This is a genomic window from Bradyrhizobium sp. JYMT SZCCT0428 (genome assembly GCF_018131075.1).
Lineage (GTDB): Bacteria > Pseudomonadota > Alphaproteobacteria > Rhizobiales > Xanthobacteraceae > Bradyrhizobium.
In genome coordinates this window covers 1-20,735 of sequence record NZ_JAFCLS010000063.1, presented here as the reverse complement: position 1 = coordinate 20,735, position 20,735 = coordinate 1, and the positions used below count along the sequence as shown (strand labels likewise).

General features: G+C 61.8%; 24 protein-coding genes. 8 read left to right on the top strand and 16 right to left on the bottom strand.

Annotated features, from left to right (window positions below):
* The first annotated feature begins 88 nt into the window (after nt 1-88).
* Together JQ575_RS38400 and JQ575_RS38395 are read left to right on the top strand one after the other, a co-directional pair.
* Nucleotides 89-478, top strand: coding sequence for a cupin domain-containing protein (locus JQ575_RS38400; protein ID WP_212038378.1), 390 nt, complete (start codon nt 89-91; stop codon nt 476-478).
* A 366-nt stretch (nt 479-844) separates the two neighbouring features.
* Entirely contained in the window at nt 845-1,357 is a 513-nt protein-coding gene (locus JQ575_RS38395) for a septal ring lytic transglycosylase RlpA family protein (RefSeq protein ID WP_249167180.1), read from the top strand.
* 27 nt (nt 1,358-1,384) lie between these two features.
* Here JQ575_RS38395 and JQ575_RS38390 read toward each other — a convergent pair whose 3' ends face one another.
* Genes JQ575_RS38390 through JQ575_RS38380 form a run of 3 tightly spaced genes read right to left on the bottom strand, consistent with a single transcriptional unit; the run spans nt 1,385 to nt 2,820 of the window.
* Nucleotides 1,385-1,954: a histidine phosphatase family protein gene (locus JQ575_RS38390; RefSeq protein ID WP_212038376.1), complete on the bottom strand. Its 570-nt coding sequence runs from the start codon at nt 1,952-1,954 to the stop codon at nt 1,385-1,387.
* 14 nt (nt 1,955-1,968) lie between these two features.
* Nucleotides 1,969-2,457, bottom strand: coding sequence for a DUF6644 family protein (locus tag JQ575_RS38385; RefSeq protein WP_212038375.1), 489 nt, complete (start codon nt 2,455-2,457; stop codon nt 1,969-1,971).
* Between the two features lie 6 nt (nt 2,458-2,463).
* Nucleotides 2,464-2,820, bottom strand: coding sequence for a DUF6152 family protein (locus JQ575_RS38380; protein ID WP_212038374.1), 357 nt, complete (start codon nt 2,818-2,820; stop codon nt 2,464-2,466).
* Between the two features lie 214 nt (nt 2,821-3,034).
* On the opposite strand from JQ575_RS38380, the gene JQ575_RS38375 reads away from it, so the two are divergent.
* Together JQ575_RS38375 and JQ575_RS38370 are read left to right on the top strand one after the other, a co-directional pair.
* Nucleotides 3,035-4,099, top strand: coding sequence for an AI-2E family transporter (locus JQ575_RS38375; RefSeq protein WP_212038373.1), 1,065 nt, complete (start codon nt 3,035-3,037; stop codon nt 4,097-4,099).
* A 421-nt stretch (nt 4,100-4,520) separates the two neighbouring features.
* On the top strand, nt 4,521-5,495 hold the full coding sequence (locus JQ575_RS38370) for a hypothetical protein (RefSeq protein ID WP_212038372.1): 975 nt from the start codon (nt 4,521-4,523) through the stop codon (nt 5,493-5,495).
* Nucleotides 5,496-5,507: 12 nt separating this feature from the next.
* Here the strand turns inward: JQ575_RS38370 and JQ575_RS38365 are convergent, their stop codons facing one another.
* From JQ575_RS38365 to JQ575_RS38330, 8 genes are all read right to left on the bottom strand, one after another.
* On the bottom strand, nt 5,508-6,419 hold the full coding sequence (locus tag JQ575_RS38365; protein ID WP_212038371.1) for a ketopantoate reductase family protein: 912 nt from the start codon (nt 6,417-6,419) through the stop codon (nt 5,508-5,510).
* 7 nt (nt 6,420-6,426) lie between these two features.
* Entirely contained in the window at nt 6,427-7,029 is a 603-nt protein-coding gene (locus JQ575_RS38360; protein ID WP_212038370.1) for a pyridoxamine 5'-phosphate oxidase family protein, read from the bottom strand.
* A 38-nt stretch (nt 7,030-7,067) separates the two neighbouring features.
* Nucleotides 7,068-8,150, bottom strand: a complete 1,083-nt coding sequence (locus JQ575_RS38355) for a helix-turn-helix transcriptional regulator (RefSeq protein ID WP_212038369.1) — start codon at nt 8,148-8,150, stop codon at nt 7,068-7,070.
* Nucleotides 8,151-8,245: 95 nt separating this feature from the next.
* Nucleotides 8,246-9,310 (bottom strand): histidinol-phosphate transaminase, encoded by a 1,065-nt coding sequence (hisC, locus tag JQ575_RS38350; protein ID WP_212038368.1) that lies wholly within the window; start codon nt 9,308-9,310, stop codon nt 8,246-8,248.
* 132 nt (nt 9,311-9,442) lie between these two features.
* Nucleotides 9,443-9,595 (bottom strand): bacteriocin, encoded by a 153-nt coding sequence (locus JQ575_RS38345; protein ID WP_212038367.1) that lies wholly within the window; start codon nt 9,593-9,595, stop codon nt 9,443-9,445.
* A gap of 97 nt (nt 9,596-9,692) precedes the next feature.
* Nucleotides 9,693-10,577, bottom strand: a complete 885-nt coding sequence (gene pdxY, locus JQ575_RS38340) for a pyridoxal kinase PdxY (RefSeq protein ID WP_212038366.1) — start codon at nt 10,575-10,577, stop codon at nt 9,693-9,695.
* Between the two features lie 180 nt (nt 10,578-10,757).
* Nucleotides 10,758-11,102: a tRNA-binding protein gene (locus JQ575_RS38335; RefSeq protein ID WP_212038365.1), complete on the bottom strand. Its 345-nt coding sequence runs from the start codon at nt 11,100-11,102 to the stop codon at nt 10,758-10,760.
* Nucleotides 11,103-11,223: 121 nt separating this feature from the next.
* A complete protein-coding gene (locus JQ575_RS38330) occupies nt 11,224-11,673 on the bottom strand; it encodes a hypothetical protein (RefSeq protein ID WP_212038364.1) in 450 nt (149 codons plus the stop codon).
* Nucleotides 11,674-11,820: 147 nt separating this feature from the next.
* Between JQ575_RS38330 and JQ575_RS38325 the strand changes: the two genes are divergently transcribed.
* Nucleotides 11,821-12,882 carry a dipeptidase gene (locus JQ575_RS38325; RefSeq protein WP_212038363.1) on the top strand — a complete coding sequence of 354 codons (1,062 nt, stop codon included), beginning with the start codon at nt 11,821-11,823 and terminating at the stop codon, nt 12,880-12,882.
* Between the two features lie 660 nt (nt 12,883-13,542).
* Here JQ575_RS38325 and JQ575_RS38320 read toward each other — a convergent pair.
* The 3 genes from JQ575_RS38320 to JQ575_RS38310 form a co-directional block, all read right to left on the bottom strand.
* Nucleotides 13,543-13,755 (bottom strand): hypothetical protein, encoded by a 213-nt coding sequence (locus tag JQ575_RS38320; RefSeq protein ID WP_249167178.1) that lies wholly within the window; start codon nt 13,753-13,755, stop codon nt 13,543-13,545.
* A gap of 296 nt (nt 13,756-14,051) precedes the next feature.
* Entirely contained in the window at nt 14,052-14,267 is a 216-nt protein-coding gene (locus JQ575_RS38315; protein ID WP_192739772.1) for a hypothetical protein, read from the bottom strand.
* A gap of 194 nt (nt 14,268-14,461) precedes the next feature.
* A complete protein-coding gene (locus JQ575_RS38310; protein WP_249167177.1) occupies nt 14,462-15,280 on the bottom strand; it encodes a hypothetical protein in 819 nt (272 codons plus the stop codon).
* Nucleotides 15,281-15,487: 207 nt separating this feature from the next.
* Here JQ575_RS38310 and JQ575_RS38305 point away from each other — a divergent pair, with 207 nt between their 5' ends.
* Nucleotides 15,488-15,754, top strand: a complete 267-nt coding sequence (locus JQ575_RS38305; protein WP_312016096.1) for a hypothetical protein — start codon at nt 15,488-15,490, stop codon at nt 15,752-15,754.
* A gap of 292 nt (nt 15,755-16,046) precedes the next feature.
* Here JQ575_RS38305 and JQ575_RS38300 read toward each other — a convergent pair whose 3' ends face one another.
* Nucleotides 16,047-16,481, bottom strand: a complete 435-nt coding sequence (locus JQ575_RS38300; protein WP_212038361.1) for a hypothetical protein — start codon at nt 16,479-16,481, stop codon at nt 16,047-16,049.
* Between the two features lie 181 nt (nt 16,482-16,662).
* Nucleotides 16,663-16,851, bottom strand: a complete 189-nt coding sequence (locus JQ575_RS38295) for a hypothetical protein (protein ID WP_212038360.1) — start codon at nt 16,849-16,851, stop codon at nt 16,663-16,665.
* Nucleotides 16,852-17,546: 695 nt separating this feature from the next.
* On the opposite strand from JQ575_RS38295, the gene JQ575_RS38290 reads away from it, so the two are divergent.
* Complete coding sequence (locus JQ575_RS38290; protein WP_249167176.1) at nt 17,547-19,811, top strand: TonB-dependent siderophore receptor; 2,265 nt, start codon at nt 17,547-17,549, stop codon at nt 19,809-19,811.
* A 190-nt stretch (nt 19,812-20,001) separates the two neighbouring features.
* A complete protein-coding gene (locus JQ575_RS38285) occupies nt 20,002-20,493 on the top strand; it encodes a hypothetical protein (RefSeq protein WP_212038358.1) in 492 nt (163 codons plus the stop codon).
* Nucleotides 20,494-20,735 lie beyond the last annotated feature (242 nt).

Sequence of the window (20,735 nt, the reverse complement as noted above, 5' to 3'; positions counted from 1 at the left end):
GCCAGAAGCGTGGCGTTGAGCGGGATTGCGGACAAGGTGCAGGTCTACGAGATATCCTGATTACGATTGGCAACACGGAGAAGCAGCCATGAACAAGCCCGTGCCCGTCAACCCGCCCGAACTGCGTTCGACCTTCGTTGCGGCATCGTCGATGCCCTGGCAGCCGACGGACTTCGACGGAATTCAGATGAAGATCCTCTACAGGGACGACGAAGGGCGCTCGACCATCCTGTTCAAGATGGCGCCCGGCGCGGTCGTGCCGCTGCACGAGCACACCGCGCTCGAACAGACTTTTATGCTGGAGGGATCGCTGGAAGATGCGGAGGGCAGTTGTGGCGCGGGAGATTTCGTGTCGCGGCCCGGCGGCAACATCCATGTCGCGCATTCGCCGAACGGGGCGACTTTCATCTCCGTTTTCAATCGGCCGAACCGCTTTTTCGATGGCAGCAAGTTTTTCACGTCGGACGAGCGGAAGTAGGACGGGATAGGGCGGTAGAGCCCAACGGCTCCGCGCAAAGCGCGGCCCGATGACAGGCTCCGGAGCAATTCGCCGTCAGCGGTCATCCAAGGCGGCGGATGACGCTGCGCTGATCCCACATCCCGCCTGCGACACCCACGAGAGCTGTGACCCAATCACCACACCCCAACGGAATTGCGCTGGCGGGGCCGGGTCTGACGTTTTCCGGCCCCGGTTCCGCCCCGATTGGATTCGGACGATGGGCCGTGCTGGTTTTCGGCTTGGGCTGGGGCGCAAGTTGGGGATCGCAACATGTCCATCGACCGCGCTGCTACTTCGTACGTCGACATCGGAACGAACTGCACTCAACGCCAGGCACCGCCTTGGATGCCGGCCGTGGGGAAAGTCATTCGGCTGCTTGCCGTTGGCGTGGCAGCGGCATCGCTGGCGGCCTGCTCGCAGACCGCGGGCGTCAGCCAGAAATCCGAATTGCGCGCCAGCCGGGTGGCGTCGCTGGACCATGATCGAATGTCATCGCCCATGATCAAGAGGCGCGTGGCGGCGACAAGAAAGTACACCCGGTTCGCGTCGCGCAAAGATGCAGGCAAACCCAGGACGACGGCCTCGCATGGGGTGGCGAGTTTCTACACCGAGGGAACCAAGACCGCGAGCGGTGAAAGATTCAACACGATGGACATGACCGCGGCGCATCCGACGTTGCCGTTCGGCACCAAGCTGCGCGTGACGGATGTCTCGAGCGGCAAGTCCGTCACGGTGCGGGTCAATGACCGCGGTCCCTACGTTCCGGGACGTGTCGTCGACGTCTCCTATTCCGCGGCCGACGCGCTCGGAATGGTCGGAAAAGGCCTCACCAATGTCAAACTCGACGTGGTGCAGTAGGGGACGGGGACAGGCTGTCGCTGCACGTCAATCGAGCAGCAGACGGCCGACAGGCTCGATGCCGGCGCTTCCGCTTCGGACCACCACGATCTCGCCGCTTGCCGGCGAGATCGTGGTGAGGGCCAGAATGTTCGCGCCGTGTGTCACGACCAGAAGGTTTCCACGGCCTGTCCATTTGCCGATCACCGCGCGGGCACCGGCGGTCAAAGCCTCCGTCTGATCGCGCAGCACGACCACGTTGCCGAATGTCGGCGCGGCTTCGACCGGTCCCAATTCCAGCAGGGTTGCCGTGTCGATGCAGCGACACCATGGCGAGGCGAGGACTTGTTCGACCGCGATCCCCTCAGACTTGAGCCGCGCGCCGATCCTTTTGGCGTCGGCGCGGCCCTTGGCGCTGAGATTGCGCTGAGTGGCGCAGTCATCGACCCGGAAGCCCGGCGGATCGCCGACGCCACCCGGCGCATCGGCATGGCGCATCAGCGCGACATGTCCGCCCGCGCGCAAGGCGGACCAAGCGGCCTCGTCGGCGCGCGCGGTCTCCGCCGCGATGGCAATGCCGAGGAGGAGGGCGACGATGGCGAAGCGGTTGCGGCGCATGGCGGAGTCCCCGATCAAAGATAAGCGATCAGACGCCCGGCACAGACGGCGCCGAGCCACAGCAGCAGCGACACCAGCGCGCTAACCTTGGCGCCGGCGGGGGCTTCATCGCGCCAGAGCGCCACGCGCCGCCACGGGCCGGCATGGGCGATCACGACGTTGACCAGGGCGGCTGCGATCAGCAACAGCTTGGCCTGGAACGCCGGGTTGCGCACCACGTGCGAGGCGTCCGCGCTGAACAGCAGGAAGCCCATGCTGATCGCCAGCCCAAAACCGAAGCGCGACAACGGCAGCAGCAATTTCGCCATCGGCGCGATCGGGATTGCGCGCCCCCATCCGAGCAGCCTCAAATCGAGTGCCAGGATAGATCCCACCAGCACGACGAAGCCGAGGATATGCAGGATTTCGACCGCGGGATAAAGCGCGGGCGACGAGCGCATCAGATGACCCAGCGCGCTTTCCTGCAAGGCCAGGAAGATCGACGCGGCGGGTTGCTGTTCCACGCGGGCTTATCGCAATTCGATGCGCTTGCCGTCGAGAACGACGTATTCGATGCGGGCTTCGTCCGGCTTGCTGGTATGGGGATAACCGAACACGGTGCAGGTCTTGCCGGGCGCGATGAGGTCCGCGGTGATGCCGCGCGCCTGCATGCGCGAAGGCGGCGCCAGCACAAAGTGCCAGTGCTTGCCACCATCCTCCATCTCGATCTCGCAGTGCGGGTTCTCGAAGGTCGATTTCAGGATCTTGCCGGTCACGGTGAACGATTTCGAGGTGTCGTATCCGCCCCAGCCGTGATGGGCGGCCGCAGCGCCCGGTGCAAGGGCAGCCGCTAGCGAGAGGAACAGGCGTCGGGAAATTGTTGTCATGACGGCCTCTGCACGTTGGAGGACGACACCGATCCGCGCCGGATTCATAGCGGGTTTTGCGTGACCATTCAAATGATCCGGAATAATGCACGTCGCCATCGGGGCGCCCGAGGAGGCAACGATTGTGCCCGTCAAAAGTTCTATACGCGATGTTCGAGAAGTGCCGTCCGGTTCATCGCCGCGGCAGTGCGGCGAAGCCACAGGGAGACCGGCGGTGCGCAGGATTGAGGATCAAAGTTTTCTGCTGTTGCTGCTCGTGGTCAGCATCGCGTTTGGCTGGATTCTGGAGCCATTTTACGGCGCTATTCTCTGGGCCACCGTCGCCGCCGTCATTTTTGCGCCGCTCAATCGGAAACTGCTGGTCAGGACGGGCGGGAGACCAGGGATCGCTGCCCTTGTTACGGTCCTGATCATCATCGCAATGGTCATTTTGCCCCTGGCGATGATCGCGGCCTCTCTGACGCAGGAAGCGTCCAGTCTTTACGCCAAGGTCCAATCCGGAGAGTACGACTTCGCCCGCTACGTTCAGCGGATATTCGATGCACTGCCGGCCTGGGCCACAGGTCTGCTTGACCGCTTCAACCTGAACAACCTCCCGGCGGTTCGCGACTGGCTGGCATCCGGCGCGATGAAGGGTGGACAGGTCCTGGCCCCCCAGGCGCTCAGCATCGGCATGAACACTTTCGATTTCATGATTGGCCTCGGCATCATGCTCTACCTTTTGTTTTTTCTGTTGCGTGACGGCAAAGCGCTGGCTGAACGGATCAAAGGGATCGTTCCACTCCGCGCCGATCAAAAGGCAGCACTGTTCGGCAGATTTGCCGATGTCGTCCGCGCCACGGTGAAAGGCGGCATCCTGGTTGCCATCGCCCAAGGCACGCTTGGCGGGCTGGCGTTCTGGTTTCTGGGGATTCACGCGCCGTTGTTGTGGGCGGTGTTGATGGCCTTCCTGTCCCTTCTGCCGGCCATCGGATCCGGCCTGGTCTGGGTGCCCGTTGCAATTTACCTGTTGGCAAGCGGCGCCGTGTGGCAGGGCGTTGCCCTGATCGTCTACGGGGTGCTCGTCATTGGACTGGTGGACAACCTTCTCCGTCCGTTCCTGATCGGGAAAGACGCCAAGCTGCCGGACTATGTCGTGCTGATTTCCACGCTGGGCGGCATTGAAGTGTTCGGCCTGAATGGCTTTGTGATCGGCCCGGTGATTGCAGCGATGTTCATGGTGACCTGGGAGAGTTTCTCCGCCTCCCGGCAGGCCAACGACGCCGGGGCTACCAGCTAACCCGCCAATTGGCCGCCCTGCCGGCCGTTGTCACCATTCTGTCATAATTCTTGCCTGGCAGCATACGAGGTGTGGAGAATTTTATCGGTAGTGGATCGGTCGATGCGACGTCAGTTGTTTGAGGCTATATCTGCCGGGATATATCGATGTTTAGGATATATTTGACTGGATATATCGAGTGTGCGTCGAACAGGTGCGAGTTCCCACAGGTTCCCGTGAATAGAATATTAGGATCAATCAGTGATGGAAAGTTCCATCGGCGCACCTGCTGATGCAACTTAAGGTTTTTTTAAAGCGCTCTCCTTCAAATCGCATCAAGGCGTCTACACAACCAGATCGATCCCGCGTCGGTCTGTGGTCGCCGGCATTGCATCGGGTGATGACGATGCCGGTCGCGGACACTGTCCTGGAGTCGCAATTCATGAACCTCCCTGCAGCGCTCATCTCCGCAGGTCTGGGCGCAGCATTCTTGGCGGCCGAGCTCACCTTCTATTATCAGCCTGCCTGGATCAATCCCGACTACGCGTTGGGCTTGATCTTCTCCATGAGGCATTCGAAAGCGCGCACCGCAGTCTCGCGTTTGCTGATCAACCCGCAGTCGGCGGAATTCAGCGCGCTGCGCTCGGTAGAGGAAAACGCCGCGAAATATGTTTGCGGCGCCGTCAAGGCCAAGGATAAATCGGGAAAAAATGTCGACTTCCGCAGCTTCGTTTACACCGTGGCGACGGACTCGGCCCGCATCGATGACGATGGTTTGATCTCGCACAGGCACGGCGCGTTCAGGGCTTGCCCGAACCCGCCGGAAGACAAGGCGTCGCCCGACGGGCGATCGATGGTAAAAACCATTGAGAAGGTCGTCCCGTCCGTCGTCTCCTCGGCCATGTCGACCATCGGGACACAAATGCCGTCGGGAGGTGGGTCCGGAGGGTCACTGGAACAACAGGTTGGTCACATGGCCAACCAGATGACGGGAGGCCCGCTGCCGGGAAGCTCGTCGGGCTCGGGAAGCTATTCCGGTTCTGCAAGCTCTTCCGGCTCGGCCTCAAAGTCCGGTTCGGCAGGACAACAGCCCAAGTCGTCCTCCAACGCCGTGCTCGACAACGAGAGCGGCTGGAGCAGCGACCGGCCGCCGGCCGCATGGCCGACGTTTCCCCCGGATCACCCGCTGGCGCGGTCGGCGCCGAAACGGACCGCGGACCAGGCGATCGCGCTCGCAAAAAAGATCGAGGACCGCTGGGAGCAAGCGAAATCCGGTAACGCGAAGGCCCGTCCTTCATCCGACGAGATCCAGGAAGCCTGCCGCGCGCTGCTCACGATCAGTCCGAAAGAGAGCAAGTTTCCGAAGGCGTGGGCCGCCTTTGTGCGCTTGCGGAAAATCGACCGCGAGGCGGCTTGACGTTCCTGCATGCTACGTCCGTCTCCCGGACAATTCCTTGCCGCGCTCCGCCAGTTTCACCATCACCTGCAGCGCCTGATTGGTCGGCGTGGGAATGCCGAGTTCAACGCCCTTGCGCACCACATAGCCGTTGAGAAAGTCGATCTCGCTGGGCTTGCCGCGCGCCAGATCCTGCGCGGTGGAGGACATCTGGTTCGGCATGTTGGCGGGGATATTCATGATGTGCCCGGTGATGTCGTCGGGGATCGCGACCCCGCTGGCGCGGGCGACCGCAATCGCCTCCTGCACCGCGCGGGCGACGACATCCCTTGTGCCATCGACTTCCAGCATCGGTCCGTAGGAAATGCCGGCTACGGCGGACAGTGCGTTGAAGGCGCAGTTGATGATCAGTTTGCTCCACAGCGTGACTTCGATGTCGTCCGATATCGTAACGCCGACACCGGCGGCTCGCAGCGTTTGCGCCAGCGCTTCGCTGGCGGCCGAGGCGCCGATCGCAAGGTCGCCGCCGCCGTGATGCCTGACATGGCCGGGCCCGGCCATCTCGCTGCCGACATAAACGACGACGGGGATGACGGCGTGGCCGATGATGGCGGCGAGGCGCGGCGCGTTGTCGACGCCGTTCTGCAGGCTGAGCACGGAGGTTTCCGGCCGCACGCGTCCGGCAAGCGACCGGCCGGCCTGCTCGGTATCGGCCGACTTGACGCACACCAGCACCAGATCCGGCGAGGCCAGGGCGCCGGCGTCGGTTGCGGCTTTGGCGGGCAAATGTCCCTTGAACGTCCTGGTGTCGAGCAGCAGGCCGTTTGCGTTGATGGCGTCGACATGCGGCTGCCGGCCGATGAACGTCACCTGATGTCCGGCCCGCAGCAGCAATCCTCCATAGTAGCAACCGACCGCTCCGGCGCCGACGACCGCGACTTGCATGCTGTTCCTAGCCCTTGAAGGTGGGCTGGAGTGGATGCACGTAATCCTTAAAACTGTCAAAGCCCTTCCACACCGGCTCGGGCGCCTCATATCCGGCGCGCGGCGTGTAAACCGAGGGATCGTTGAGCTGCATGTCCGGGATGTAGCGCGGACAATTCGGAAAAATCACGCGCGCGGCGACCCGGACGATCAACTGCGCGCCGACGGTGCTGGCGAGCAGCGGATCTTCGCGGCTGACGGTTGCCGTGCCGTTGACACGCAGGCGCTGCGGCCTGCCATGCATGACAATGAACAGCAGGCCGACATCGGCGTTCACCAGGATATTGCCGAGGCTCTTGAACATGCCGTTGCCGTCGTAGTCGGGGAAGGCGAGCTCGGACGGCCCGGTGACGGTCACGAAGCCCGGCATGCCGCCCTTGAACGAGCAATCGGGCCGGCCCTCGGCATCGGCGGTCGCCAGGAAGAAGTACGGCGGGTTCTCGATGAACGCCCGGTCATCAGGTGTGAATTCCGCGCGGGAATATTCCTCCAGACGGTCGGAAATCCGGCGGCTGCCGAACTGATCCTGCAGCCGGCGATTGCCCTCGTGAAACATGACGGTATCGGTCATCGTTTGCCTCCTCGGTCACAGGACGGTCGGGCAGGTGCTTACAGCAGCTTTGCCAGCACCGCGACCAGTTCGGCCTGCCGGTGCACGCCGGTCTTGGCGAAGATGCTCTTGAGCTGGCTCCGCGCGGTCTCCTTTCCGATCCCGAATTGATCGGCGACGTTCTCCAGGGACTCGCCGCGCGCCAGCTGCGTCGCGAGCCTGGCTTCCGCCTGGGTCAGGCGAAACACCGTACGCAAGTTGGTTTCCGGCGTCGGAGATCGGCTATCTGGATCGATCAGAATGACCATGGCCTGGCAATCAGCCAGTGCATTGGCGGTCGAATTCGAAAGTCTCGCCGGGTACGCAAGCAGCGGCCGGCCGGTCGCTCGAGGCAACGCGACCGGCGCGGAAAGCCCGGCGGTCGGACGCCACAGCAAATTGTGAAGGGCGCGGTTCAAGGCGGTCGTCGCCCGAATGTCCTTGGCGGTCAGCTGGCCCTTTACGATCGTAACATCATCCACCAGAAGGCGTTCGGCTTGGGCATTGGCCTTGAATACATGGCCATGGCGGTTGATCAGGACGACCGCCGTGCCGCTCATTTCAAATGCTTCCAGCGCGCCTGACGCGGCGGAAGCGCTGAGCGCGCGGGCGATCGCGGCGCCGGTCGAAAGCCGGCTGGATATCCGCGCCAGTTCGTCCTTCTCGTCCGCCGAAAACGGCCCCTGATCGATCGTGCGCTGCAGTGCCACCGCCCACAGATCGTCGCCGCAGGCAACCTTGACGCCGGCGTACCAGCGCAGGCCATGCGGTCCGAGGAACTCCTGGTAATAGGGATGTTTGGCGATCTCATCGGCGCTATGGCCGTCGAAATCGTCAGCGACCCCTCGCTGCGTCAGGGTCGGGACGGTGCGCATGCGCTCGTCCTGCGAGTGCCAGCCATCCCGGAAATAGTCCTCCATCACCCTGGAGACACTTTCGGTATAGGGAACGTTGGGAAGGGCATCGCCCGACAGGGGCAGCATGACGGCGCCAAAGCTCCCGGTGGCAGATGCCACGGAAGTCAGCGCCTGGACCCAGCGCGCGGGATCAAGGCCAGCCTCGGCAAATTCCTGTTCGGCGGGGCCGAAATTCCACGCTGGCAAGGGTTCTCCCGATCGCAAGCTAGAATCTGAAGCTGCTCAGAAATTACGCCGGGGTCGCTGGGAAGGCAATAACAAGCCCAAGTTTGAGCGGATGCCTAGGCGCTACCCAGGATTTCCGACAGCGCCGACAACAACCGGTCGGTTTGCCCGTCGGTGCCGACCGTGATCCGCAGATAGTCTGAGATCCGGGGCGCGGCAAAATGGCGGACGATGACCGCACGCTGGCGCAGCGCTGCAGCCAGCGCCGCGCCCTGATGCGCCGGATGGCGCGCGAACACGAAGTTGGCTGAGGACGGCAGCACCTCGAAGCCAAGCCGGACCAAGCCCTGGGTAAGCCGCTCGCGGCCTTCGATCACGCTGGCGCGGCTGTTCTGAAACCAGGCTTCGTCCTCCAGTGCGGCGATGGCCCCGGCCTGGGCGGGGCGGCCGAGCGGATAGGAGTTGAAGCTGTCCTTTACCCGCGTCAGCGCCTCGATCAGCCCGGAATCGCCGATCGCATAGCCGACGCGCAAGCCCGCGAGCGCCCGCGATTTCGACATGGTTTGAACGACCAGCAGGTTCGGGTGCGAAGCGACCAGCGGGATCGCGGTCTCGGCGCCGAAATCGACATAGGCCTCGTCGATGACAACGGGCGCGTCGGGATGCTGCTCCAGCAGGGAAGCGATCTCGGCCCGCGACAGCGCCACCCCGGTCGGCGCATTTGGATTGGGCACGATGATCGCGCCGGCGGTGCGGCGATAATCAGCGAGCCGGATCCGCATCGCCTCATCGAGCGGCACGGCCTCATAGGCGATGCCGAACAGGCGGCAATAGACCGGGTAGAAGCTGTAGGTGATGTCGGGGAATAGCAGCGGCGCATCGTGCTTCAGCAGGGCAGCGAAGGCGTGGGCCAGCACCTCGTCCGAGCCGTTGCCGACGAACACCTGCTCGGGGCGTACCTTGTGGTAGGCGGCGAGCGCCGCGCACAGCGCTGACGCCTGCGGATCCGGGTAGAGACGCAAGCTATCGGCGGCCTCGCCACGGATGGCTTCCAGCACGCGCGGGGAAGGGCCCAGCGGGCTTTCATTGGTGTTGAGCTTGACCAGATCGGCGATGCGGGGCTGTTCGCCCGGCACATAAGGTTTCAGGTCGTGCGTCAGGCGGCTCCAGAAACGGCTCATGTCTTCTCCAGCGAGTACGGCGGATTCCGCCGTCTTTGGAGTAGCACAACAGCGGGGCGATAGGCATCCCCTGCCCCACCTCTTCCGCATGCGGAAGAGGTGGTCGGCCGTCATTCGATCCCTATGTCGGGCTCACTTCAAATTGGCGAACATCATCTTGACTGCGAGAATCTGTTCGTACTGCTCCTTGGTCACCTGCACGCGTTGCTTGCCGCCCGACACGGCGTTGAGTTCCTTGTCGGAGAGCGCATCGAACTTGGCATTCACAGCTTTATCGGCGTTCATGGCATTTCTCCCTCTATGGCAGGGGGTGCGCGACCACCGCGTCCCGATCTGTGATCTGGAGCATGCCGCGCGCCGGACGCAGGTTCCGTGACTCACATCACGCCTGACCGGTTGAAGTTTGAACCTGCGATCCGCCGATAGCGACCGCCTCGAACCGCCGCTTCGGATTAACGAGCATCTCCGCGCTCTCGACGATCCGCATTTCCTCCGTCCCGCGCGCCGCGGTGCGCTCCAGCACGGCCGATATGGCTGACGCCGCGTGGCCGAGCGCTTCCGGTGTGGCTTTGTTCAGTACGCGCGCTGATGTGAACAGCGCGGCGAACAGGTCGCCTGTGCCGTTCGGGCTGATCGGAACTTTCGGCGTGCGTACGCGCCAGGCGCTCGACTGCTCGATGGCGAGGGTCTCGATCTCGCCATCAGGCGTATCCGACAGTTCGGCCGACGTGACCACGACGGTCGATGGGCCGCGCGCCATCAGCGCACGCGCCGCTTCGATCATTTGATCCGATGTGGAGGCCTTTGCTCCGCAGAGCCATTCGAACTCGAAATGATTGGGGGTGATGATGTCGGCGAGGCTGCACAGCCGGTCGCGCACCAGCGGCGGGATGTCGGCTTTCACGAACAGGCCGCGGTCGCGATCGCCGAGCACGGGATCGCAGACATAGCAGAGGGAAGGGTTGCGGGCCCTGGCGCGCGCGACGAAGTCGGCGACGACAGCGGCAATGTCAGCCGAGCCGAGATAGCCCGACAGGATCATCTGACAGGTGTCGACCGCGCCGCGCTCCTCGATCCCGAGCAGGAGATCGGCGACCAGTTGCGCCTCCAGCACCCGGCCGCGGATGGTTGGATAGCCCGGCCGGTTGCTCAGCAAGGTCGTCGGCACCGCAATGACGTCGATGCCATGCATCTGCATCGGAAACACCGCGGCAGAGTTGCCGACATGGCCGTAAGCGACCTGGGACTGGATGGAGATGACGGTCATGATGGTGATCGTAGCCCGGATGGAGCGCCGTGCAATCCGGGGATTGCGCCGGGTGGAGACGATTTGTGCAGGGAGGCGACGCAGCTACGTAGCCCGGATGAGCGCAGCGATATCAGGGGCGGTGTTGACGCGGTCCCGGATATCGCTGCGCTCATCCGGGCTACTTGTACTTCGGACCACTCAAAACACAGGCTCGCCGATCGCCACCTCGCTGCGCGGGCCGAGGACGATCACGCTGCCTCCCGCGTCCTTTGCGCCGAGGATCAGTAGTTCGGACGTGAAGCCCGCGATGTTCTTCGCACCCAGATTGCAGACGCAGACGACCAGCGAGCCGAGCAGGGCTGCGGGCTCATAGTTCGTGATCTGCGCGCTCGACCACATGATCCTGTCCGCGCCGACGTCGACGCCGACCTTGTAGGAAGGATTGCGCGCGCGCGGGAACGGCTGGATATCCACGACCTTGCCGACCCGGATGTCGAGACGGGCGAAATCGTCGTAGGTGGCCGGGGGCTTCAGAGGGGACATGTCCTGCGTATGGCATATTGGCGATGTCACCGGAAGTGAGTTGCGCAGGCAACCGGCCGATGGACGTCTCGCAAGGCGGTGACGCGGTAGCCGCCGTTTACGCATCAGCCAAGGCGGCGGATTACGCCTGCGGCTCAATCCGCCGTACCGACTTCTTCGATATTCTGATCGACACGGAGCCGCGGCGCGTGTCGGTGATCCCTGACGATCTGAGAAAGGCGCGCCGCTGGACGAAACCCTGATCGGGGTCCGCGATAATACAGCCGTCCTGCAGCACATCGTCGAGGAATACGCGGACATCATAACCGTCAGCGATCAGCGCCAGATGATTGCGGTAGCCCGGATCGAACATCACTGACGATACACGGCCGAGGAAATGCTGTTGTACACAGCGGCGGAGTTCAAATGCGTCCGCGGTCATCACGCGTTGCTCCAAATCGATGCGTGATGCTGGCTGAATAATGCTTTGGCCTCCGATTTGTTCCTCCGTTAGCTGTCGTCCCTGCGAACGCAGGGACCCATACGCCGCGGCGGAATTATCGGGCAGGCTGCTGGACGACTTTCTTTGCAACAACCGCTCCCTGTGGCTATGGGTCCCTGCGTTCGCAGGGACGACAAGCTGGCTCCTTGCTCATTTGAGGTTGCACACGGACAAGTTCTGCGGAAAATTGCAGGCGATGTCGCAACTCGCGATATCTGTCACGGGCACCTGTAAACAATGACCACCAACATTTCCATCTTCGACGGCCATAACGATGTCCTGCTGCGTCTTTACAAGTCTAAATCCAGCGACGTGGTGTCCGATTTCCTTGAAGGCGAAGACGCCGGCCATATCGACCTGAAAAAGGCCAGGGCCGGAGCTTTCGTCGGCGGTCTGTTCGCGATGTACTCGCCATCGCCGGGCAACTTTGCGTCGCTCAGCAAGCAGATGACGGGCGGCCGCTATGCGGTGCCGCTTCCTGATCCGCTTCCCATCGAAGAGGCACGGAAATCCGTCGCCGGCGAGCTGGCGATCCTGATGCGGCTTGTCAGGGGATCGCAGGGCGCTGTCGCGCTTTGCAAGACGACCGCGGAGATCCATTCAGCGATCGAGCGCGGAGCGCTGGCGGTGGTGCTTCATCTGGAAGGCGCCGAAGCCATCGACGGTGATCTGCATTTTCTGGAGGTGCTGTACGCGGCGGGCCTGCGCTCGCTGGGACCGGTCTGGAGCCGGAATAACATTTTTGGTCATGGCGTCCCGTTCCAGTTTCCCGGCGGCCCGGATACCGGCGACGGCCTGACCGTATCAGGTGAAAAGCTCGTCAGTGCCTGCAACGAAATGAAGATCCTCGTCGACCTCTCGCATATCACCGAAAAGGGCTTCTGGGATGTCGCGCGCCTTTCCAAGGCGCCGCTGGTCGCGACGCATTCCAACGCGCATGCGTTGTGCCCTTCGCCGAGAAACCTGACCGACCGGCAATTGGCAGCGATCCGCGATTCCGCAGGCATGGTCGGTCTCAACTTCGCGACCTGCTTTCTTCGCCCTGACGGCAACATGATCGCGGATACGGATGTCGAACTGATGGTGCGTCAGCTCGACTATCTCATCGACAGGCTCGGCGAGGACCACGTCGGATTTGGATCGGATTTCGACGGCGCAACCGTGCCGGCGAAAATCGGCTCGGCGGCCGGGTTGCCGGTGCTCATCGGGACTCTCCGCCAAAGTGGATATTCCGAACCGCTGTTGAAGAAGCTGGGCACAACCAATTGGCTCAATCTGCTCGAGCGCACGATTGGCTGAAACCGGGAGTCGTCGCTCCCGTGGCGACCGCGCCTGCTGCGGCAAATTCGGGGTACTCCGAAAGAGCGCGGGTCGCGCTTCGGAATGCGGACTTCTTCACGCAAACCGGTCGGGCGCCGGCGGGCGTGAACTTCACTTTGGGGGCGGACTGGTGTTTCCAGTTCGCGAACCGCCCCACGATCCGTTGTTCGAGATCGGGGTGATAAAATCCCTGTGCAGGGCAGTTGGTCTGCTGGCGCCATCGAACAACACGGTAACGCCCGTGTTGCTAGGGCTCACCTCGACAACGATCCCAGTTTGCCCGGCCAGTTCCGGGCATCGAGCGGCTCCGAGTTCACTCATCTTAAAACGAGTGCCGGCGACCAATCTGGTGGTTCCCTGATCCATCCCTGAAACTGTTCAATAGTGAAAAGGTCTTTCCGGCTAAAATGCAATGATGCCAACTGGTTATAATAAATTAATTGCGCGACTCAGGCAGCGATAATTTTAAATCGTTCCGGGTTCGATCGTCTGTTCGATATCCGACATTACGGGCAGTTGCCACTTTTTCCCGGGAGCGCGAATGAAGCGAGCGACCCTCGAAACCGGGAACCTGGGGCGTGTACGGCGCTAATTAATATTGGTCGCAGGCTGCGTTCTTTTGGTTCAAAGGGCGGGACCTCAGCCGGCGCTTCTGACCGGTTGCCGCAGGATCGTCTTGAGCTTTTCCGGCGGCGTCCGGCGTGCATCGCTGAGATAGATCTCGTGATGCCGCCCTGCAAACGTCACCCCCATCGCAGGCATGATCTCGTGGCCTGGCGAGCACTCGATGGCGCGCTGATAGGCTGGATCACGATTGGGGTCGCCTTCGCCGTTGATCTTGACAAATTGCATGGCAGGCATGTCGGCGCTGGCAAAGCTGCCTTTAGGCGCGCTGTAGAATGTTGCGAGCTGCTTGTTGAAAATCGATCTTGTCCACGGTGGTCACGGGTGCTGGATGCTGCGCTGTGCCGCGTTCCGGTCCAATCCGCCTGCGGTAGCGCGATCCGCCGCTTGAGACACGAATCGGCGGATTGCGCACCGCGAATCCGCCGTGCAGGCTGCGAAAGTTTGGCAAGCATGTTGCCAACGTCAAGCGCGACGTAGCGCGCCAGCAGGCGAGGGCGCCTCTCATCCGAGAGGCGGCGCATTCATGCTTCGTCTTTGGGCACGTATTTGCCCGCGATGCATTTGTATCGCTGTAGTTTCCATTGGTGATACGGACCCTTGGCGAGCCATTCGGCAATGCCGATTTGCGCATTGACCATACAGGCGGTCATGGTGATGCCCGACTGGTCACTATTGGTGACGACTTTCTCGAGGCATAGCTGGCCGTTGCAGAGAACGGCGACGAGTGTAACGAGCATGGTGTCCTTCGTTGATAGGATATTCCCGGTCAACTAACTCCATGCAGATTGCATGCCATGATTCTACATGCGCCGTACGCAGCCAAAGGCTGTCCCGGTAGTACTACGGGCGCGCGAATCCAAGCGCCGCAAGCGCACTAATCGGTGGGAGATTGGCGCAACGGATCCGCGCAAGGCGCGGCTCACCTGCGGCTCTACGGGCTGCGAGGCGACCACGGCCATGACACTGACGATTGCGGTTTTTTGGCTTGCGGCCGCGCCGGGGCTGGCGCCGGCTTTTGCGTCTGAGCGACATTGGCCTGCCGCGGACGCGGCAGTGGTGTTCCGGGCATCACCTTTGGCTCTTCAGGGATCATCTTTGGTTCTTCAGACATCGCCTTTGGCTCTTCGGGCAGCGTGTTTAACTCTGCAGCGCTGGCGATGATGCGGGCGAGTTGTTGCTGGCTTGCGTTGACGCGATCGGTCAGCGTCTGGCTTTCGCGCGCCATCTGGATCTGTGTCGCCCTGAGCTGGTCGATGACGCCGTTGTTGCGCGCGATTTCTTCCCGGCCCGCCGCCAATTGGCTTCTGAGATTTTCATTGTCCCGGACCAGTTGGTCTTGCGTCACCTTGTACTGTTCGAGCGATTGCCTCAAGGCAGCGAGATCGCGCGTCATCGGTTGGAGTTGCTGCTCCAGCCCGGCAGACGGGGCAACAGCAGCCGGTGCGGCGTCTTTCGGCGCAGCGGCTTGCGGTGCGGCCTGTGCCAGAGCTATCGGAGCTGCGGGCGCCTTCATCGCCGTATCAGGGGAGGATGGCCACCACCAGGCGACGACACTAATGCATGCTGCCAACAGGCAACCGGCGGCAGCCACATAGCGCCAATCCGCCAATCGATGCCGCGTTGCCGGCGGGGCGCTCGACGTCTTCTTGCTGGGCGGCGGGGCCGAAGGACTAAATCCCGCTTCGCGCGCCAGGTTCGACAGTTGCTCCTCCAGGCTCGCGATCTGCCCTTCGGCGAGCCTGTTGCTCATTGTGGAATCCATTTGGTGCTCCGTATCAAATGCAATGGCACCCGCCTGAAAGCGATCCGCATATCTGCGTTTTAACGCAGCCGAGGAGGCGGAACTATGTTCACGGCCGGAGAACTACGGAAGGAACTCTGCATTGCACCCTTGAACTATTGCAATGCAACAAGCGACTACTAGATCCGTGTTCCAAGCCATCCAAGGAGAATTGCCGTGAAGATTTCCCTGTCCGTCGCTGCCGCCGCCGTGTTCGCGATGACGGCCGCCAGCGCTGCTATTGCAGCCGAGTTGCCGTCCTACGAGAGGGCAGGCTTGCCGGTCTCGGCCGTGCAGCTTCAGGTGATGGGGGCAGAAAACGTCCAGGAAGCGTCGCCCGTTGCCACATCGGTCACGCCAGTTCAGCTCAGCGTCCTGACACCGCGGAGCAAGATCACGACCGCACAAGGCCGCACCGAAACCACCGGCCGCGTCGTTCAGTGAGGACAAATGCTTGATCGGCGCTTCAACTGGCGCCGATGCACGAGCGCCTTGTCGCATTTAGAAGAAAGCCCGCGATGTCGTCGCGGGCTTTTTGTCGTGATGAGGGCGCACAAAGGTGACGCAACGTGTTGTTAGGAATTGATCCGCGCTGATTTGCGCGATTCCGATTCGTTCTTTGCGAACAAACTGGAGTCGGATGGAGAACAAAGCCGTGCTGCTGCTTGTTTCACTGCTATCACACGTATCAGCCGGTCAAATCCGCGCGGTGATCGAATAAGCGTTGCATACGGCACTATTCGGCGTCGGCGATCTGCCGCTCATAGTCGGAGGCATTGGATTTATCCGTCATGACCTGCGGACAGCGGAAGCAGGCCTCTTTGCCTTCCTGACGAAACCAGCGGCAGGTGGATCTGATCTGGCACGCAGGAAGCGCGTTGACCACCACAGGGGTGCCCGCAACGATGCGTTCGGCCAGACTGCAGGCGTTGCCCTTGAAATGCTTGCAGCCGCCGCTGGCGCCGGCGCACGGCGCCGCAATTCTGAAAAGTTGCGTGGGCTTGGCCGGTCCTGCCAGCGCCAGGAGCTTCTCGGAGATCGGCACCGTCTCGGTGAGATAGCCAACCCTGTGCTCGTCGGGCGTGCCTGTCATGATGCCAAAGACGCGCGCGCCATCAGCGGTTGCCTGGGCGCTCGGGCAGTCGATCTCTTGGCTGGATGCTCTGGACATCAAACGACCCTCCAGTTCGCGGCCGGTGCCGATCGATTGCCTCACCGCAGTTGGGTGTGCAGCGGGAGGCGCAATCCGCGGCTCGGCCTTGAACGCTCAGTCTCGCAAATGACTATCTGAAAAGCCTTCGAGACAGCGTCCGGCGCATCGCGCGCCAAACGCCATCCCGTTTTCAAATCAACTAACTTGTCAGCTTGGTGGTAGTCGTCTTCGGCCCAACGGCGCCTGTCGTGGTCGTGCCGGTGCCCTTGGTATCGATCCGTGCTCTCATGCCGCCTGCGACGGCTTCGAGCTGCTCCGGCTTGAGCTGAACCGGCGCTTCGACCTTCTTGTCTGCGGACTTCTGGGAGTTCGTATCAGATTTTTTCATCTGCGCTTCTCCTCTGCCGAGACGAAGCGGCCATCCGCTTCGACTGTGGAGGGATGCTATCACGGACTGAGTGATTTACCAGATCGCATAGCGGTGCTGCTGTGTGACCACATCACAGCACGGCTTCAGAAGGCGCGGGGCGTCGGCCCCGCGCCTTCGCTGCTTGCTTGTCCGCGAGGCTCAAGTGCCTTTCACTGTTTCATAACGGCCATGGCAACGATGGCTCCGAGCATAAAGGACGTGTTCATGACGCGCGGAATCGTTTGCGCGAATCATTGTCCACCTCATTGAGGTTCGCGAATTAGCGTCGTACGCGATCTTGCCGCACTTCCTTCGTGCGGTCTGCAGAGCGCCGTTGTTTGTTTCAGAATGTTTCCGCATTGCTGATATTGTGGTCGATATTTTCTTCCTGCGAGATTTCTCGAGCCGTGCGCGTGTGTTGCGTGCGGGCACTCAATAGTTTGGAGTCGATCTAAATTTTTCTGCGCGTGTTTTGATTCATTCCACATTGCGTGCGGTTTGGCGTTTGAAGCGATTCTATTTTGCGCGTGTGGATGTTTCGTCACCCCTTCGATAGAAGCCCGCATCAATCGACGCGTGCGCGTTGCAGACGAGCTTTGCTCGTACAGCGGCTTCATGCTCAAAATTTGCGGGGATCATCGGTGGGGACTGTTTCGTTTCGGGGTATGCGTCGCTTGTGGGGAACAACTTCTGTAGTCAACGCGACCATATTTGGTTCGGTGGTTCTCGGATCGGTCGGGATCGACATCCTGGGCGCACAGGCGCAGACGAGCGCTGCACAGAACGGCGTCGCGCTGCCTCCAGTGACGGTCGATGCGCCGAATTCTCCGAAGCAGCGGAGCGCGGTCCAGGCCACGCAACGCACGCGATCGTCCCGTGCGCCTGCCGCGGCGGCCAGGCGCGGCAATGCGGCCGCGGTTCAGGCGCAAAGCAGGCAGGGGGCTGGACGGGCGAACAGTGCGCCGGTGGAATATGTTGCGAACAGCAGCGCTTCCGGCACCAAGACCAATACGCCACTGATAGAAACGCCGCAGTCGATTTCCGTCGTGACGCGCAAGGAGCTCGACGATCGCGCCGTGCAGTCGCTGACGGAAGCCGTCTCTTATCAGCCGGGTGTGCGCACCGATGCCTCCGGCTTCGATCCTCGCTTCGACGCGATTGCGATCCGCGGTTTCGACATCACCTATAACGGCACTTATCTCGATGGGTTGCGGCTGGTTGGCGCGGGGCTTGGTGTCTACAAGAACGAGCCTTACCTTGCCGACAGCATCACGGTGGTGCGAGGGCCGAGTTCTGCGGTGTACGGCCTCGGCTCGCCGGGCGGGCTGATCGACATCTCGAGCAAGCTGCCGACCAGCCAGCCCTACCACGAAATCCAGGGCATCGTCGGCGACCGCAGCCGCTATCAAGGCAATTTCGATCTTTCCGGCCCACTCGATCCCAGCGGGCAGTTTCTCTACCGGCTGACCGGCGTGGTTCGCGACGCGGATCTGTTCGTGCCCGGGGGTAAGGACAATCGCACGTCCATTGCGCCTGCCTTCACCTGGCGGCCCGACGCATCGACCTCGCTGACCATTCTGGGCGGGTATCAGAAATCCCAGACCCCCGGCTCGATGTTCACCTATTCGTCGGCGGCCGGCACCACCACGAATATCTTTACCGGCAGCCCGTCCTATAACTCGCTCGATCAGGAGCAGGGCCGCATCGGGTATCTCTTCGAGCACGCGCTCAACAACGCCGTCACCGTCAGGCAGAAGTTCCGCTACACCGATCTGGATTCCGTCACGCGCTACGTCGGAATCCTGGGTGTCGATCCCGTGACGCAAATCGCCTCGCGCTATAAGGGTTACGTTCACGATCAGCTTCAGTCGGCGATCGTCGACAATCAGGTCGAGGCCAAGTTCCTGACCGGGCCCGTGCAACACACCACGCTGATGGGCGTCGACTACACCTGGTCCAGCTTCAAGGACAAGCAGGGTTTTGGCTTCGGTGTGTCCGATCTCAATCTGCTGGCTCCTTCTTACCTGCCGGAAGCTATTTCCGATCCGGCCATTGCGTCGTCGACCGCACAGCAGCAGAACCAGTTCGGCGCCTATATCCAGGATCAGGCCAAGCTTGATCGCTGGATTCTGACCCTCAGCGGGCGTAACGACCGGGTCAGCTCCAGCGGACAGGATCTGATCGCGGTCACCAGGCAGACGCAGTCCGATCAGGCCTATAGCGGTCGCGCGGGCCTTACTTACGTCTTCGATTCCGGCGTCGCTCCCTATGTTGCCTACTCGACGTCCTTCTTCCCCAATCTCGGCGTCAGCCCGGAGGGTAGTTTTTTCAAGCCGACCACGGGCAAGCAGACCGAGATCGGCTTCAAGTATCAGCCGGCCGGCTCCAAGAGTTTCATCTCGGCGGCCGTGTTCGATCTGACGCAGGATGGTGGACTGGTCTACACGGGAGCGGGAGTGACCGTTCAGCGCGGCGAGATTCAGAGTCGTGGTCTGGAGTTGCAGGCGCTCGGCAATCTCGGCGGCGGCTTCAACATCACGTCGTCCTACACCTATCTCGACATGAAGACGCTGCAGGCTGCCGACACCACGGTGATCGGGAAGGTGCCGTCCGGAAATCCGCCGCACACATTTACGCTGTGGGGCAACTACGACGTCCCGGCCTTCGGCCAGTTTTCCGGACTTAGCGTTGGAGGCGGCATGCGCTATCTGTCGTCGAATTACGGTGATGACCAGAACACGTTCAAGAACAGCAGCGTCACCCTGTTCGATGCGGCGCTGAAATATGATTTCGGGCAGGCCGCGAAGCAGCTGAAGGGCATGCAATTCCAGGTCAACGTCAAGAATCTGTTCGATCTTCGCTACACGACTTGCCAGGTCGGTTACTGCTATCGCGGCGCGCCACTGACCGTCATCGCAACGCTCGGCTATCGCTGGTAGAAGCTGCCCCTGCCGGTCCTGCCGAATCTTCGAGCCTTGCGAACGTGCGCGCGATGAGAGTCTTCGCGATGTCCGGGACCACACTGTCCCGGATATCGCTTTGCTCATCCGGGCTACAGGCCAACTCGTTGAGCCTTGCGACTCCTTGCCGGAGGTGATCAGTTTGGCCCGAGACAGGCGGGAGGCTGATATGAAGCGAATTCTTTTGGCGGTTTTGTTGCTCGGGAGTTTTTTGGCGGCGCCGGCGCTGGCGCAAACCAAGGTTGGCGACTGGGAAGTCGAGAAGCGCAGCGGAGACGATCATTGCAATGCGGCCCGCGAATACAAGGACAAGGATGACGACGACAGCCAATACGTGATCGTGCTGAGCTACTCGAAGGACGCGATCGTGGTCGCGGTGATCTACGACCGGTGGGAGTGGGACAAGGTCGGCAAGATCCTGCAGGCCGATGTCGGCACCGACGACAAGGACATCATGAAGAAGGCGAAATGGGAGGTGGTCGACAAGACCGCCGTCCGCGCCACTTTCGAATTCCAGCAGTCGATCCTGGACACGCTCGGCAAGGCAAAACTGCTGACGATCGATTTCGAGGACGACGAGGACAACAGCGTCGAGGTCAAGATCCCGCGGATGGGCGAGGCGCTGGCGGCGCTGAAGTTCTGCGAGGAGAACAAGAAGTAGGGGGCGTGGCTACGCTCGCTGGCCAAGCGGCTGGAGGAGGCGATGAAGGCGGGGAAGGTTTCGTGAGAGCCATACATTCGGTGTCGTCCCGGCCTTGAGCCGGGACCCATACTCCGCGGCGCTCGTTGCTTCAGAAGGTCACTAACGCCGGCGATCTAACCGATAGGCCGCGGCGTATGGGTCGTAAGTCTTGGTGCCTCGATTAAGATGAGGCGATCGAGGCGGGCGTTGCGGGGTTTATG

Excerpts from the sequence above, each read along its gene's own strand:
- JQ575_RS38370 (WP_212038372.1), top strand. The coding sequence starts at position 4,521 with ATGAACCTCCCTGCAGCGCTCATCTCCGCAGGTCTGGGCGCAGCATTC.
- JQ575_RS38335 (WP_212038365.1), bottom strand. The coding sequence starts at position 11,102 with ATGTCCCCTCTGAAGCCCCCGGCCACCTACGACGATTTCGCCCGTCTC.
- JQ575_RS38320 (WP_249167178.1), bottom strand. The coding sequence starts at position 13,755 with ATGCAATTTGTCAAGATCAACGGCGAAGGCGACCCCAATCGTGATCCA.
- JQ575_RS38400 (WP_212038378.1), top strand. The coding sequence starts at position 89 with ATGAACAAGCCCGTGCCCGTCAACCCGCCCGAACTGCGTTCGACCTTC.
- JQ575_RS38325 (WP_212038363.1), top strand. The coding sequence starts at position 11,821 with ATGACCACCAACATTTCCATCTTCGACGGCCATAACGATGTCCTGCTG.
- JQ575_RS38310 (WP_249167177.1), bottom strand. The coding sequence starts at position 15,280 with ATGAGCAACAGGCTCGCCGAAGGGCAGATCGCGAGCCTGGAGGAGCAA.
- JQ575_RS38345 (WP_212038367.1), bottom strand. The coding sequence starts at position 9,595 with ATGAACGCCGATAAAGCTGTGAATGCCAAGTTCGATGCGCTCTCCGAC.
- JQ575_RS38395 (WP_249167180.1), top strand. The coding sequence starts at position 845 with ATGCCGGCCGTGGGGAAAGTCATTCGGCTGCTTGCCGTTGGCGTGGCA.
- JQ575_RS38380 (WP_212038374.1), bottom strand. The coding sequence starts at position 2,820 with ATGACAACAATTTCCCGACGCCTGTTCCTCTCGCTAGCGGCTGCCCTT.
- JQ575_RS38315 (WP_192739772.1), bottom strand. The coding sequence starts at position 14,267 with ATGCTCGTTACACTCGTCGCCGTTCTCTGCAACGGCCAGCTATGCCTC.
- hisC (WP_212038368.1), bottom strand. The coding sequence starts at position 9,310 with ATGAGCCGTTTCTGGAGCCGCCTGACGCACGACCTGAAACCTTATGTG.
- JQ575_RS38295 (WP_212038360.1), bottom strand. The coding sequence starts at position 16,851 with ATGAAAAAATCTGATACGAACTCCCAGAAGTCCGCAGACAAGAAGGTC.
- JQ575_RS38285 (WP_212038358.1), top strand. The coding sequence starts at position 20,002 with ATGAAGCGAATTCTTTTGGCGGTTTTGTTGCTCGGGAGTTTTTTGGCG.
- JQ575_RS38365 (WP_212038371.1), bottom strand. The coding sequence starts at position 6,419 with ATGCAAGTCGCGGTCGTCGGCGCCGGAGCGGTCGGTTGCTACTATGGA.
- JQ575_RS38390 (WP_212038376.1), bottom strand. The coding sequence starts at position 1,954 with ATGCGCCGCAACCGCTTCGCCATCGTCGCCCTCCTCCTCGGCATTGCC.
- JQ575_RS38300 (WP_212038361.1), bottom strand. The coding sequence starts at position 16,481 with ATGTCCAGAGCATCCAGCCAAGAGATCGACTGCCCGAGCGCCCAGGCA.
- pdxY (WP_212038366.1), bottom strand. The coding sequence starts at position 10,577 with ATGACCGTCATCTCCATCCAGTCCCAGGTCGCTTACGGCCATGTCGGC.
- JQ575_RS38360 (WP_212038370.1), bottom strand. The coding sequence starts at position 7,029 with ATGACCGATACCGTCATGTTTCACGAGGGCAATCGCCGGCTGCAGGAT.